The organism is Oceanirhabdus sp. W0125-5, from assembly GCF_027938815.1.
Lineage (GTDB): Bacteria > Bacillota > Clostridia > Clostridiales > Clostridiaceae > Oceanirhabdus.
Map to the genome: position 1 here is coordinate 2,462,857 of NZ_CP115913.1, position 14,727 is coordinate 2,477,583.

At 28.1% G+C, this 14,727-nt stretch carries 15 protein-coding genes; 12 read left to right on the forward strand and 3 right to left on the reverse strand.

The window, feature by feature from the left end; translation table 11 throughout:
• Positions 1–58: 58 nt before the first annotated feature.
• The 12 genes from OW730_RS11445 (at position 59) to OW730_RS11500 (ending at position 11,527) form a co-directional block, all read left to right on the forward strand.
• Positions 59–598: a helix-turn-helix domain-containing protein gene (locus tag OW730_RS11445; RefSeq protein WP_271229145.1), complete on the forward strand. Its 540-nt coding sequence runs from the start codon at positions 59–61 to the stop codon at positions 596–598.
• 17 nt (positions 599–615) lie between these two features.
• On the forward strand, positions 616–1,659 hold the full coding sequence (gene potA, locus OW730_RS11450) for a spermidine/putrescine ABC transporter ATP-binding protein (RefSeq protein WP_271229146.1): 1,044 nt from the start codon (positions 616–618) through the stop codon (positions 1,657–1,659).
• 2 nt (positions 1,660–1,661) lie between these two features.
• Positions 1,662–2,483, forward strand: coding sequence for an ABC transporter permease (locus tag OW730_RS11455; protein WP_271229147.1), 822 nt, complete (start codon positions 1,662–1,664; stop codon positions 2,481–2,483).
• Entirely contained in the window at positions 2,477–3,253 is a 777-nt protein-coding gene (locus OW730_RS11460; protein WP_271229148.1) for an ABC transporter permease, read from the forward strand. The genes OW730_RS11455 and OW730_RS11460 overlap by 7 nt, the downstream gene beginning before the upstream one ends.
• 1 nt (position 3,254) lies before the next feature.
• Positions 3,255–4,295 (forward strand): ABC transporter substrate-binding protein, encoded by a 1,041-nt coding sequence (locus OW730_RS11465; RefSeq protein ID WP_271229149.1) that lies wholly within the window; start codon positions 3,255–3,257, stop codon positions 4,293–4,295.
• Positions 4,296–4,522: 227 nt separating this feature from the next.
• A complete protein-coding gene (locus tag OW730_RS11470) occupies positions 4,523–5,878 on the forward strand; it encodes a hypothetical protein (protein ID WP_271229150.1) in 1,356 nt (451 codons plus the stop codon).
• A 14-nt stretch (positions 5,879–5,892) separates the two neighbouring features.
• Positions 5,893–6,588 (forward strand): response regulator transcription factor, encoded by a 696-nt coding sequence (locus OW730_RS11475; RefSeq protein ID WP_271229151.1) that lies wholly within the window; start codon positions 5,893–5,895, stop codon positions 6,586–6,588.
• A 1-nt stretch (position 6,589) separates the two neighbouring features.
• Positions 6,590–7,966 (forward strand): sensor histidine kinase, encoded by a 1,377-nt coding sequence (locus tag OW730_RS11480; RefSeq protein ID WP_271229152.1) that lies wholly within the window; start codon positions 6,590–6,592, stop codon positions 7,964–7,966.
• 24 nt (positions 7,967–7,990) lie between these two features.
• Positions 7,991–8,842: a hypothetical protein gene (locus tag OW730_RS11485; protein WP_271229153.1), complete on the forward strand. Its 852-nt coding sequence runs from the start codon at positions 7,991–7,993 to the stop codon at positions 8,840–8,842.
• Between the two features lie 618 nt (positions 8,843–9,460).
• Positions 9,461–9,607: a hypothetical protein gene (locus tag OW730_RS11490; RefSeq protein WP_271229154.1), complete on the forward strand. Its 147-nt coding sequence runs from the start codon at positions 9,461–9,463 to the stop codon at positions 9,605–9,607.
• A gap of 509 nt (positions 9,608–10,116) precedes the next feature.
• Positions 10,117–10,758 carry a pyroglutamyl-peptidase I gene (gene pcp, locus OW730_RS11495; RefSeq protein WP_271229155.1) on the forward strand — a complete coding sequence of 214 codons (642 nt, stop codon included), beginning with the start codon at positions 10,117–10,119 and terminating at the stop codon, positions 10,756–10,758.
• Between the two features lie 88 nt (positions 10,759–10,846).
• Positions 10,847–11,527 carry a Crp/Fnr family transcriptional regulator gene (locus OW730_RS11500; protein WP_271229156.1) on the forward strand — a complete coding sequence of 227 codons (681 nt, stop codon included), beginning with the start codon at positions 10,847–10,849 and terminating at the stop codon, positions 11,525–11,527.
• A 27-nt stretch (positions 11,528–11,554) separates the two neighbouring features.
• On the opposite strand, the gene OW730_RS11505 is transcribed toward OW730_RS11500, so the two are convergent.
• From OW730_RS11505 to OW730_RS11515, 3 genes are read right to left on the reverse strand one after another with little or no spacing between them, the layout of a single operon-like run.
• Positions 11,555–12,385 carry a phosphatase PAP2 family protein gene (locus OW730_RS11505; RefSeq protein WP_271229157.1) on the reverse strand — a complete coding sequence of 277 codons (831 nt, stop codon included), beginning with the start codon at positions 12,383–12,385 and terminating at the stop codon, positions 11,555–11,557.
• 26 nt (positions 12,386–12,411) lie between these two features.
• Positions 12,412–13,713 carry an alkaline phosphatase family protein gene (locus OW730_RS11510; RefSeq protein ID WP_271229158.1) on the reverse strand — a complete coding sequence of 434 codons (1,302 nt, stop codon included), beginning with the start codon at positions 13,711–13,713 and terminating at the stop codon, positions 12,412–12,414.
• A 17-nt stretch (positions 13,714–13,730) separates the two neighbouring features.
• Positions 13,731–14,708 carry a biotin--[acetyl-CoA-carboxylase] ligase gene (locus tag OW730_RS11515; RefSeq protein WP_271229159.1) on the reverse strand — a complete coding sequence of 326 codons (978 nt, stop codon included), beginning with the start codon at positions 14,706–14,708 and terminating at the stop codon, positions 13,731–13,733.
• Positions 14,709–14,727: the final 19 nt, after the last annotated feature.

The window sequence follows — 14,727 nt, forward strand, 5'->3', positions numbered from 1 at the left end:
TAGAGAGATTTTCACATACAATAAGTTTTTATATAAGAAAGAATAAAGAGGTGAATGTATGGATATAGGAGAGAAAATCAAACATTTAAGAGTTGAGTTGGGCTTGACACAAGATGAGTTAGCTACAAGATGTGAGTTATCTAAAGGATTTATCTCTCAATTAGAGAGGGATTTAACATCACCATCAATAGCAACTTTGATTGATATTTTAAGTAGTCTTGGAACAAATCTGAAAGATTTTTTCAATGAAGAAGAAGACGAACAGATTGTATTTAAAAAAGAGGATATATTTGAAACAGATAATCAAGAACTTAAATATAATTTGAAATGGTTAGTACCTAATGCTCAAAAAAATGAAATGGAGCCAATTCTATTAACAATGGAAGAAGGCGGTAGATACCAAGAAGAAGAAGCTCATGTAGGAGAAGAGTTTGGGTATGTTATACAAGGGAATATTACCATCTTTTTAGGCCATAAAAAATACAAAGCTAAAAAGGGTGAAGTTTTTTATTTTAAAAGTAAAAAAAATCATTATATTGCTAATTCGGGAAAAAGTGTTGCAAAGGTGTTGTGGGTTAGTTCACCACCTTCATTTTAGAGTTTGAGGTGAGAATTTTGAATGAGAATATTATTAATTTAGTAAATATAAAGAAAGAATATGACGGAACATCAGTATTAAATGAATTAAACTTATATATTAGAAAGAATGAATTTTTAACACTGCTAGGGCCAAGTGGTTGTGGAAAAACAACTACTTTAAGAATAATAGGCGGTTTTGAAGAAGCGACATCAGGGAAAGTTCTCTTTAATGATAAAGTGATTAATGATGTTCCACCATACAAAAGAAATATTAATACTGTTTTTCAAAAGTATGCCTTATTTCCCCATATGAATATTTATGACAATATTGCTTTTGGGTTAAAAATAAAGAAAATGAATAGAACAGAAATAGAAAACAGAGTAAAATATATGCTTAAGCTTGTAGGTTTAGAAGGATATGAGTATAGAAGTATAGATTCATTAAGTGGTGGACAGCAACAACGTATTGCTATTGCAAGATCATTAATTAATGAACCAGAAGTATTGCTTTTAGATGAACCTTTAGGAGCATTAGATTTAAAGTTAAGAAAAGAAATGCAAATAGAGCTTAAAAATATGCAAAAAAAGCTTGGAATAACATTTATTTATGTTACTCATGATCAAGAAGAAGCATTAACAATGTCAGATACAATTGTTGTAATGGATCAAGGAAAAATTCAGCAAATTGGAACACCGGTTGATATATATAATGAACCCAAAAATGCATTCGTTGCAAAATTCATAGGTGACAGTAACATTATTGATGGAATTATGATTAAAGATTATCTTGTTAAATTCTGTGGAATAGAATTTGAATGTGTTGACTATGGTTTTGGAGAAAACACAAACATAGATATTGTGGTAAGACCAGAAGATATTAAGATGGTTGAAAGTGGACAAGGAATGATGAATGGAGTTATTAAATCTGTAGTATTTAAAGGAGTTCACTATGAACTAGTAGCTGAAGCAAATGGATTTGATTGGCTAATTCATAGCACAATAATGAATTCTGTAGGTACAGAAATAGGACTTGTTATCAATCCAGAAGATATTCATGTTATGAGTAAAATGGAGGGATAAATATGAAAAAGAGTTTGTCTTATCCATACATTATATGGAGTGTAATTTTCATAGTTATTCCTTTAGCGTTAGTACTAGTATACGGAATAACTAAAATGGAAAATAATCATTTGGTATTAACAATTGAGAATTTCACTAAGTTTTTTGACCCTTTATATTTTAATGTATTAAAAAAATCCTTTTGGTTAGCTATTGTATCAACCATAATATGTTTATTCTTAGGGTATCCATTTGCGTATATTCTAAGTACATTAACTTATGAGAAAAGGAATATTCTATACATGCTTATAATTGTTCCACTTTGGATGAATTTTTTATTAAGAACATATGCATGGATTAATATACTTGGAAAAAATGGACTAATAAATAAGTTTTTAGGCATATTTGGAATTGAACCAATAAAAATCCTTTTCACTGATGGAGCTGTTGTACTTGGAATGGTGTATAATTTTTTACCTTTCATGATACTACCTATATACACAGTTTTATGTAAAATGGATAAAAGTCTTATAGAAGCAGCTAGAGATTTAGGTGCTCATGAGGTGAAAGTATTTACAAAAATAATTATACCTTTAAGTGTACCTGGAATAATTTCTGGAATTACTATGGTTTTTATGCCAGCGGTTAGTACCTTTGTAATATCTAAATTACTAGGTGGTGGACAATATATGCTTATTGGAAACCTGATTGAACAGCAATTTTTAAGTGTTGGAAATTGGCATTTTGGTTCATCAATATCTTTAATACTTATGATTATGATTTTAATTTCAATGGCAATAATGAAAAGATTTGATAAAGAAGAAGGGGGAAGCAAGATATGGTAAAGAGTTTTTTGAAGAGATTCTATCTCTTTCTCATATTTTTATTCCTGTATGCTCCAATAATAATAATGATTGTCTATTCATTTAATAATTCAAAAATTGCAGTAGAATGGAATGGATTTACCCTTAAATGGTACTCTGAGCTTTTTAAAGATAGACAGATTTTAAAATCTCTATATTATACAGTGTTTATAGCTTTAATATCATCTACTATTTCTACAATTGTTGGAACAATTGCAGCTATAGGCATATATAAATTAAAGTTATTACCTCAAAAGATTGTACTTAATATTAATTACCTTCCTATTCTTAATCCAGATATAGTTACAGGAATAGCATTAATGACATTATTTGTTGTAATTGGGTTAGATAGAGGGTTAGTATCAATGTTATTGGCTCATATAACTTTTAGTATACCGTATGTAATACTATCAGTGTTGCCAAAATTAAGGCAGTTACCATCGAATACACTTGAAGCAGCCATGGATCTTGGAGCTACGCCATCTTATGCTTTAAGAAAAGTTATACTTCCACAAATTAAACCAGGTATAATAACAGGTTTATTAATGGCATTTACATTATCTATAGATGATTTTGTAATAAGTTTCTTTACAACAGGAAATGGTGTAACAAATCTGTCTATAACAATTTATTCGATGGCAAAGAGAGGGATAAATCCTAAGATAAATGCTGTATTAACATTGATGTTTGTTTTTGTAGTATTAATAATTTTAATAATAAATAAAAGAACAAGTAAGGAAAGGAGTTATTAAATTGAAAAAAAGCGTACTATTAATATTTAGTATTTTAATGGCTGTTACACTTTTAGTTTCATGCGGTGGTAAAGAAAAGGAGAAGTTATATGTATTCAACTGGGGTGATTACATAGATACTGAACTTATTACAAAATTTGAAGAAGAAACAGGTATAGAAATTGTTTATGAAGAGTTTTCAACTAATGAAGAGATGTATCTTAAGATTAAAAATGGTGGGAGTAATTATGATATTATAATTCCATCAGATTATATGATTTCAAAGATGATAAAAGAAGGTATGTTAGAAGAGTTAAACTATGATAATATTTCAAACTTTAAGTTCATTGATGAAAAATTTAGAGATTTACCTTTTGACCCAAATAATAAATATTCAGTTCCTTATACTTGGGGTACATTAGGTGTAGTTTATAATCCAGAAGTTATTAAAGAAGGAATAACAAGTTGGGAAGATTTATGGAAAGAAGAGTATAAGAATGAAATTCTTATGGTAGATAGTATGAGAGATGCACTTGTACCTGCACTTATAAAGCTTGGATACTCAGAAAACACTACAGATCTTAAAGAATTAGAAGCTGCTAGAGATGAGTTAGTAAGACAAATGAAGCTAGTTAATCCAATTTATGTAGGAGATCAAGGAAAAACAATGCTTCTACAAGGTGAAGGATCGATTTTCTTAACATGGTCAGGAGAAGCGGGGCAAATACAAGCTAATGATGATAAGTTTGTTTATGTTATTCCTAAAGAAGGTAGTAACAAGTGGTTTGATAACATGTGTATACCAAAAGGTGCACAAAATAAAGAAGCAGCTGAAAAGTTCATTGATTTTATGACAAGACCAGAGGTGGCAGCACAAAATATTGAGTATATAGAATACTCTACACCAAATAAAGAAGCTTTCAAGCTTTTATCAGAAGAAGTACAGAATAATAAAACTTCATACCCAGATGATGAGATTCTTGAAAAGTGTGAAGTATTTATTGATTTAGGAGATTTTGTTGAAGAATATAACAGAGTATGGACAGAAGTAAAAGTAAAATAATTAAAAGAAGAGTATTGTGATAACAATACTCTTCTTATATTATATAAAGAGATTAAATGTTTTTTTTTGATAAAACATGCATTTTGGTGTAAAATTTATATTATGGGCAAGAATTAATAAAGTGAAATGTAAGTTAATTACAAAAATAAATATTTTACTAGACATTAAAATAGAGGACCTAGAAAATTCTAGAGAAATCTCTATTACGTGCTTTTTTGGAGGACTTTATGAGAAAGAAAATATATATGTTTTTTATTATAGTAGCCATGATATTTTTTAATGGGTGTGATAAGTTCTCTTTACCTGAGGAAATGATTCAGAAACCTAATATGGATAATAAAATAGCTGTAGCGGAAAAGGTGATTCGCGACTTACCAATAAACTATGAGCTTATTATTCCTAAGAATATCGAAGAGGGTTCTGCAATTAATTTTGCTGATTTAACAGGTGATGGTAAAGAAGAGTTAATAGCAGTTTATAAGAACAAAGACAAGCTAAATGAATATGGGATTATTATTTTGAAAGAATTATTAGGTACATGGGACCAGTTATATATTATTGATGGAGTTGCTGTGGAGATTGATGCGATAATGCTTAAAGATATTAATAATGATGGAAAACATGAGATAATACTTAAATGGTTAGAAGAGGATGAAAAAATAAGAGTTGAAGTATATGGTGAGAAAAATAACAAAATGTTTCTACGATTTGAAAAGAAATGTGATGATGTGGAAATTATTGATTTAGATAATGATAATATTGATGATATTGTGCTTTTAAATATTACAGAAGACGGACAAATAAAGGCTAGCTTGTATAATATTGCAGACTCTGAAGGTCAGTTAACAAATGATATTATAATTCCTAGTGATGGAAGTGTACGAAGTTTTACTGCAAATAGTGGGAAGGCAACTGAGGTGATTAATGGAATCTTTGTTGATGTGCAAATAGGGATATATTCTGGTTATACAGAGCTGTTAATTAAGAAAGATGGAATGTTAAAAAAAGTATTTTCAAAAGACGTTGAAGATTTTGGTATTACACAAAGTATGACTATTACAAATGATGCGGATATTGATAAAGACGGAATCAGAGAGATAAATATACTCTATAAAGAAGAACCTTTAGAAATAGAAATTGATGAAAATTTAATGATAAGCAGTAATAATGAAAATCCAACTATCCAAAAATGGTATAATTGGGATGGAGCTTCAGGCATAATACCTAAAGTTGATGTTTTTTATGATCAAACTAACGGATTTAGATTCTATTTACCAAAAGAATGGAATAACAACTATGTTATGGAAGTGAATGAGAGCAAGAAAATAAAATATATGTTTATATATCAAAGAGATGAATACCCAATAAGAAAGGTTGAACTTGCTAGATTAATAGTTATTGATGATAGTTATCTTGATGATTTTAATAGAAATGCTAGTGAAGCGGGAAGGGTATTCGTTGATATTGGTCAAAACAATGGGAAAACATTTAAGTTCTATAATAATAAGAATGATTCTAGAGTTAAAAAAGAACTAAAAGTTGATGATGAGAAAATTAAAGTGAACTTTGAAATATTTAGATAATGGAGGATAAGAGTATGAATATTCTTTTGTTAGAAGATGAATTAGGGATAAGAAGTTTCGTAAAAGTAAATCTAAAAAGAGAAGGATATAATGTTATAGAGGCTGCATCTGGAGAAGAGGCAATTGAAAAGTTAGAAAAAGAGAAAATTGATATAGCTCTTTTAGATGTTATGCTTCCTGGTATAAGTGGATTTGATGTGTGTAAGTATATTAGAGAAAAATACAAAAATATCAGGGTAATTATGGTAACAGCAAAGGGGCAAGAAGAAGATAAGATATCTGGATTAAGTTATGGTGCGGATGATTATGTTGTCAAACCGTTTAGTGTAAAAGAGCTTATAGCACGCGTAAATGCACAAAAAAGAAGATTGGATGAGGTTGAATTCTTATCTCATAAGAATGAGAACATACTTGAAGTACCTCCATTTAAACTTGATATAAGACAGAGAAGATTTGAAAAAGATGGAGTTGAAGTAGAGCTAACTCCTACAGAATTTTCAATAATAAAGCTATTAATGACTCATAAAGGAGAACCACTTAGTAGAAATGAGATATTAGATCAGGTATGGGGAAGTGATTACGTAGGGGATTATAAAATTGTTGATGTTAATGTTAGGAGGATAAGAAGTAAGATTGAAAGTTCTCCATCCAAACCTGAACATTTAAAGACGGTATGGGGGTACGGATATAGCTGGCGAAAGGAAGAATAGAATGAAGACCATAAAAAATAAGATAGTCTTAAATTATTCTATTGTTGTTGTTCTAACAGTATTTTCATTAGAAGTAGCATTTATACTTTTTGCTCAGAATTACTATCATAGTACAATAAAGAATTATCTCTTTAGTAGAGCAACTACAGTGAATGAAATATATAATGATAAAATGCCTCACAAGAACTTTAATGATAAAGCTAGAGAAATATACAGGGATATAATTTTAACAGATGAAAAATCAAGAGTGCAGATTATTGATATTAATGGTGCAATTTTGGTTGATAGTGCAGGTGTTAGATTAAATGAAATATCTTCTGCAGCTGATGTCTATGAATCTTTAGAAAAAGGAGATATTAGTTTTAGAGATGACATTGTAACAGAGCATGAAAAAATATATGCTATTTCAGTTCCAATAAAAGATTATTATAATAGAACAAAAGGGGTTGTACGTTTTAGTGTATCTCTTGAAAAAATTGGAGTTGCTATAAATAATATAATGATAATTTGCATTGTTTTAGGAATACTTGTACTACTTTTGATTTTAACCTTATCTTTAATATTAGCTAAAAGCATTGTTGTTCCAATTCAGGAATTAAAAAATGCTACAGAGCAAATGGCCAGTGGAAATTATAAAGTTAGAGCTAGCAAGATTACAGAAGATGAGATTGGAGATTTGGCAGAAACGTTTAATTACATGGCTGAAGAAATTGATAAAAGTGAAAAAATAAAAAATGATTTTATATCATCTATTTCTCATGAACTTAGAACTCCATTAACTTCAATTCAGGGATGGAGTGAAACGTTAATGATTGAAGATGATGAAGAGGATAGAAAACTTGGATTATCAATTATAGAAAGCGAAACAAAAAGACTAATAAATCTTGTAGAAGATTTATTGGACTTTTCTAGATATCAGAAAAATACCTTTAGTTTTGATATGAACAATGTAGATATAATAAAGCTAATTACAGATGTAGTGAATCAATATAAAGTTAAAGCCAATGAAAAAAAAATAAAGCTGACCCTCAATATAAAAGATAAAACTAGAATTATTTGGGGAGATCAAGCTAGGCTTAAACAAGTAATGATTAATCTTTTAGAAAATGCTTATAAATTTACAGATTACAATGGAAATATTTCAGTTAATGCATATTCTGAAGATGATAAATTTAAAATTGAAGTGTTAGATGATGGAATAGGGATAGATAAAGAAAATTTAAATAAGATATTTAAAAAATTCTTTAAAGTTGATGCCAATAAACCAGGAAGCGGTATTGGTTTAGCTTTGTGCTACGAAATAGTAAAAAGACATAATGGTGAAATAAATGTTGAAAGTGAGAAAGGTGAAGGAACTAAATTCACTATAACATTGTAGTTTGTAGTATTTGGGGGGATTTAAGTGATAACTATTGTTGCATGTGGTGAGAGTGGAATTAGAGCAATGGAAAATCTAAATATCAACAAACATTGGGATTCTAATAGAGTTGCAATACATCTTGATAGAACAATAAAATTATCAAATAGATATGATAAAAACATATATTTAGGAGATTGCATTGACAAAGTATTAAATAGTAAAGGTCGAATGGAAATTTCATATCATAATGAAGGAGTAATTCAAGGAAGACTTTCAAAATATTTTATTAATACAGAAATTGCAATTGTAATAGGGACAATTAAGGATGAAAGAGATTCAACTCTTATTGAATCTACATGTCGATTGATTAGTAAAATGGGAATACTAAACCTTTTAATGGTAAGCAAAGAATATAATAATGATCATTTACAAGATATAATATATAAAGCCTCTTTAAAATCCCTTTCAGATAGTTGCAGTTCTATGTTTCAGGTGAATCGTAAGGAGTTTGAGGATAATGTTATTCAATTAGCTAATAACTTTTATGAATTAATTAATTTTAATGGAATATTTAATTTAAATGTAGGTGATTTTTATAAGATTTTTAACGGAGGTAAATCTTCATATTTTACTTATGCAACTGCAAGTGGAAAAGATAGAAGTAAAAAAGTTGTTGGAGAAATTCTTAGTAATGTGGAGATTGTTAGAAGATTAATGGTGGCTGAAAATATACTTATTAATATCACCGGAAATAAATCATTAGGATTACATGAAATAAAAAATATTACAGAAGTAATATATGAGAATATTAATGAAGAAGCAGGTATTGTTTTTGGAACATTGATAAATGATAAGTATGTAGAAGACATTAAAGTATCTTTGATTATAAATTAATTAAAAAAAAGCTCTCATAGAGAGCTTTTTTAGTATGGTCTGGTTTTAGTTGGTTTGTCCTTATATCTATGAATTACAATAGGACCATAGGTTGTATTAATAAAATCGATGTCTAAAACTTGTTGTTTTTTATTCTTATCTTTCTTTTTTTATCCTTCAAATCCTACACTCCCTTCTTTTATATTTTGTCCAACAATAATAAATTTATTTTACTTAATAATTAGAAAAAATATAAAGGAAATAATACATACTATATAAGATTTGGTTAGAAGCCAATATAAATCATTTTTTTCAATATTTTTATTAGTACCATATTTTATTAATTTACAACTAGATACTTCTTTATAATCAATTACTAGAAAAGTACCTTGTAATGTAATCATAATTATTTCAACATTTATAAGAGGATCAATTAAAAGATTTTTAAAAAACATGTTTTTAAAGTTTAATTGATTTATTTTTTTAGTTAATATTAATATAAACATTAAGAAAATTGAAGTAATAAGACTTGGAAGAATACATAAAAAATTATATATATATTTAATATATTTAGTTTTTTTAATATTCATTGATAAAATAAAACATATTATTAAAGCCATAAGATTATTTAAAATACCTATGTATAATAAGGGTGCCATAAAGCCAAGTACAAGACTTCTTGATATTAGAGATATAAATTTATGGCAATTTTCATTATTAGATTTTAATGTTAATTTTTCAATTGACGAGAAATTCAACAATATAAAGATAGTGAAAAAATTATAAAAATTGAAGTTCTTAATTAAAAGAATATTACTTTTTGATGTTATTGAATTTACTTTAATACATATAAGTGAAATAATTATTGAAATAATAACAATATATAATAACATTATTAGTTCATATATTGTTTTTTTATTAAATAACTTATAGAAAAGAAATTGCATTTTATGTATGAATAACTTTTTATTAATTTTTATAAATAGAAAACTAATTAGAATACCTAAAATATAACCTGACATACATTCACTCACCTTCTAAAATATCTATATGATTCTATTTATGATTTTTAAGTTAAATATATACACCTATATAAAAAGTTTAACATCTTTTTGTGAAAATTCAAATAATTTTCATGAAGTGAAATGGTTATAAAAACTATTTAATTACGTAAAATTTTTAAATAGTGTTAATTTTGTTAAGTACTTTACAGAAATTATGTTAAACTACAACTAATATATATATAATAGAAAAACATAATTATTAAATATCTTAAGAAAAAATGGAGGGAATTTATGAAAATATTGATAACTGGTTTTACACCTTTTGGTGGAGAAAAAATAAATCCTGCATTTGAAGCAATCAATAATATGAGAAGTAACATAAATGGTGTAGAAATTATAAAAAAAGAATTACCTACTGTTTTTAGAAAGTCATTAGGGATATTATATCACACTATTGAGTGTGAAGAGCCAGATGTGGTAATTTGCGTAGGACAAGCTGGAGGAAGATCAGGAATATCTGTTGAAAGAGTAGCTATTAACGTGGATGATGCAAGGATTCCTGATAATGATGGGAAGCAGCCAATTGATGAGAGAATCTATAATGATGGAGAAAATGCATATTTCACTAATTTGCCAATTAAAGCTATGGTGAAGAAACTAAAACAGGAGAATATTCCTAGTGAAGTATCTAATACAGCGGGTACATATGTATGTAATCATTTAATGTATGGTCTCTTATATTACATTCATAAGAATAATTGTGATATTAGGGGGGGATTTGTGCATGTACCTTTTTTACCAGAACAAGCGATAAATAAAAGAAATATGCCATCCATGTCCTTAGATGTTATAACAAAAGGTTTAGAAACTATGGTTGAAGCTATCGTAGAAAATAAAAAAGATATTAAAGAAGCAGGTGGTAAGATATTTTAGTTAGTATTATTCTAAGAAGTATTAATATAATGAAAATTAATAAAAATGTTTTATCATGAGTAAATGGTAAATATTAAGGTGAAGTGATATGTATAAAGAATTATTTAATGTTAAACTACAAGATGAAATGGAGTCATACTTTCTAAAGAAGCTTGCACCAAAAGGAAAAATCAAAGTTTTTAGAAAAAATACAATAATTGACCCTGTTGATAGTGATAATATTTATGTATTTGTTGAAGGGGAAGGATATCAGACACTTATAAGCTCTGATGGAAAAGAAAAGTTGTTTTTTAATCTATATAGAGGAACGATATTTGGAGAAATGGATTACTTTGAGGAGGAAAGAACCTGTAGTATTACCAAAATTACAAAAGATGCAAAAATATCAATAGTTAATCGAAAGACTCTTGAAGAAGAATTATTGAAGAAACCTCATATCTACAGATATTTTCTTCATAGCATAACAAGAAAATATAGATTAATTATGGTGAATTCTGCAGATTCACAATTTAATGATGCTATAGGAATGGTAGCAAGTTTTATATTACATATGGTGTATCTACAAAATAATGAATTGAAAAATGATAACAGTACAATAATGAGAAATATAACACATGAGGAGATGTCTTTAAGACTTGGAATTTCAAGAACTACAGTAACTAATTGTATAAATCATTTAAAAAAAGAAGGTATAATATCAATTATTAATAGAAGTTTAAAAATTGATGATATTAATAGACTTGAATCTCTGAGAAATACATATTGGTAAAATAAAAGGCACCTATTTTAGTGCCTTTTATTTTATATATTTTTTGAAGCAATAAGGAGCTCCCGCAATTACCCATAGACCAATAAGTCCATATCTAAATAAATCTCCTAAATTACCTGCAGGTAATATGATTTTAAATAAAATTTTTATTGCTAGGACAATTGATAATCCAAATAAAACTTTCAATATATTTTGTTTAAGGGTGCCTTTTACATTGAAATTAATTAAATTTTGTTCTAGTATCATACCAATTATAAAACCATTCATAATTCCAACGATTTTTACATAGTCACTACTATTAAAAAATAATAAACCAAGAACACTAATAATGGCAATTACAATTAATGGAACATAATTGCCTTTTTTTAGAGTGAATTCGATTATTATGTTAGATATAAAAACACATACAATACCAATTATTATTGCTCCAATTACATCACTTGGCCAGTGTACACCTAAATACAGTCTTGATATTCCAACAAGTATAATTATTAGTGTACCAAAAAGGTAGAGCCATCTTTTTTTTAAGTTCACCATTAAGGATGTCCAAAAAGTAGTAGTTCCCTGGGTATGACCACTTGGAAAAGACATTCCAGTTGCTGTCTCTACTCTTAGTGAATTAATTCCCTCTAGGCCAATTGGACGTTTGACATTAAGTAATTCCTTAAGACCACCATTTATAGTCATACTAAAGAAAAGTGAGAAACCTAATTTATATCCAAGTTTCTTGTCCATACACCAGAAAATTATACATAACACTAGTGTATAAAAAATTTCCTCTCCAAAGATTGTAATTATAATGAAAATATTATCTACTACTGGATTGGAGAGAGTTTGTAAAAATTTAATTAATTCCACGATTTAGCCTCCCCTTGAAAATAGAATTATAGTAACAATTCATCAATGGATTTTCCATCCATTCCTTCAATTCTTTCATTAATAAGTTTACAAAATGTAGGAGCTATATCAACAAGATTCATATGTTCAATTTCTAAACCTTTTGATATTCCTTTACCAGAAGCAAAGAATAGAGTTTTGTAATCATCTTCCTTTGGATTGTACCCATGATGAGCAACTCCTTTAGACGGGTCATTTTTTTCAACATAAACATTGCTTTTATAATTGTTTGTGAAATAAAAACCATCTTTAGCTTCTAGCATAATGGAAATATTATTTCCTACATTAAAACTATTAAGAGAATCATCAGTATAAACATTTTTTATCCCAAGCGTGTTTAAAGTAGTTTTATTAAATAATGATAAAAGGCGATTCTTTGTCAAAGTATCTTTAACAAAGATTTCGCAGGACCCATCGCACTTGTGAGCGTATGCAGTATATTCAATAAGTTCTCCATCAGGAGATAAATTAATGAAGTTATTATCTCTTAAGAAAGCATTTATATTTATCATATACTCTACATCTTTAAAAGAATGATCTCCTAAAATGAAAAAGGTTGTATCTTCCAAAGTATTTTTATCTTTTAATAAAGATAGAATTCTACCTAATCTTTCATCATGGCGTTTCAAAGCTTCGTAGGATTCTTTTGAGTTAGTTCCAAAGCTATGTCTCATAGAATCAAGATCAACAAGATGTATTAAAGATAAATCCACATCATTTTTAAGCACATCAAGGGCGCATTCAGTAGTGAAATTATCTAAATAGGGTTGAGATATTCCTTTCAAGTTATGACCATGCTTGATAAAACATTTTAACATGAACAATGTACTGCTGTATTTAAGTGAAACTGAAGCTTGAGATTTATATTTTCCATGTGGAAGAATCTCTGCTAGGTTATATTTAATTTTACAACCTCCAGTTACAGGCCAAAACAAGGTTGCTATTTTCATGTTTTTTTCTTTTGCTACATCAATTAGTGTCTTCCTTTTTATATAGTTATAAAACCAAAACCAATCAGGTTTCTCTGTACCTGGCTGAAATAAGTAATTATTGTATATTCCATGTTTATTAGGATAACAACCAGTAAGTATTGTAGCATGACATGGATAAGTGACACTGGGATATATACTAGTCACCTTCTTAACTACAGAACCATTATTTATGAGTTTAGAAAAGTTAGGAAGGGTTTTTAAAAATTCTAGGTCTTCGCTCCTAAGAGCATCAATAGAAATAATTACGTATTTAGATTTTTTATCATAAGGTTTAAGAATACTTTTTAAATGTTTCATAATAAAATCTCCTAAAATTATTCCATAGATTTTCTAACAGATACTTCCCCAGAAATTAAATTACTCAAGGTTCCATCCTCATATTTTACTATTAATTCACCGTTCGCATCTATAGACTCTGCTATTGCAGGTGTTTTTTCAGAACCTTTTATTACAAAGATTTTTTTTCCTAAAAGAAGAGAACGTTTACGGCATATTTCGAAGGAACTTTCAGCGCTACCTGTATTTATAAATTCAAAGTACAATTTTTCAAAATGTTTTAAAAAGCTAGCTATAATCTGTTTTCTTGAAAATTGCTTGTTATACTCTATTTTAAGAGAGGTTGCGATAGGTTTTAACTCATCTGGAAATTCTGTTTGGTTTATATTTACATTTATCCCTATTCCCATTACTACGTAGTTTATTTTATTAAGTTCTGAACTCATCTCTGTTAAAATCCCGCATACCTTTTTGTTATTTACTATAATATCGTTTGGCCATTTAATATTACATTCAACATCTATTTCTTCAAAGGCAAGTGAAAGAGCAGCGGCACTGATTTGAGTAACTTTTGCAACATGAATAGGATTTATGTCTGGTTTTAATACAACTGACATTGATATAGAAGAACCTTTCGGTGATGACCAATTACGCCCTAGTCTACCTCTTCCAGAAGTTTGTTCTTCACTTAAAATTACGGAACCTTCCACTAATCCTTGATCACATAATAGTTTAGCTTGAGAGTTTGTAGAATGTATTGAATCGTAATGTACAATGTTTTTTCCAAAAACTTGTGTTTCAAGAAGTGGAGTTATTTCTTCTGATGTAATTAAATCAGGTGAAGAAATTAATCGATAGCCTTTTCTTGATATAGATTCAATTTCGTACCCCTCCTTCTTTAATTGTGTTATGTACTTCCAAATTGCAGCTCTAGTTATTCCAAATCTATCACTTAACATTTGACCAGATATAAAATCATCATTAGACTTCAGTATATTTAATATTTCTTTTTTCATTTGAGCCTCCTAAATATAA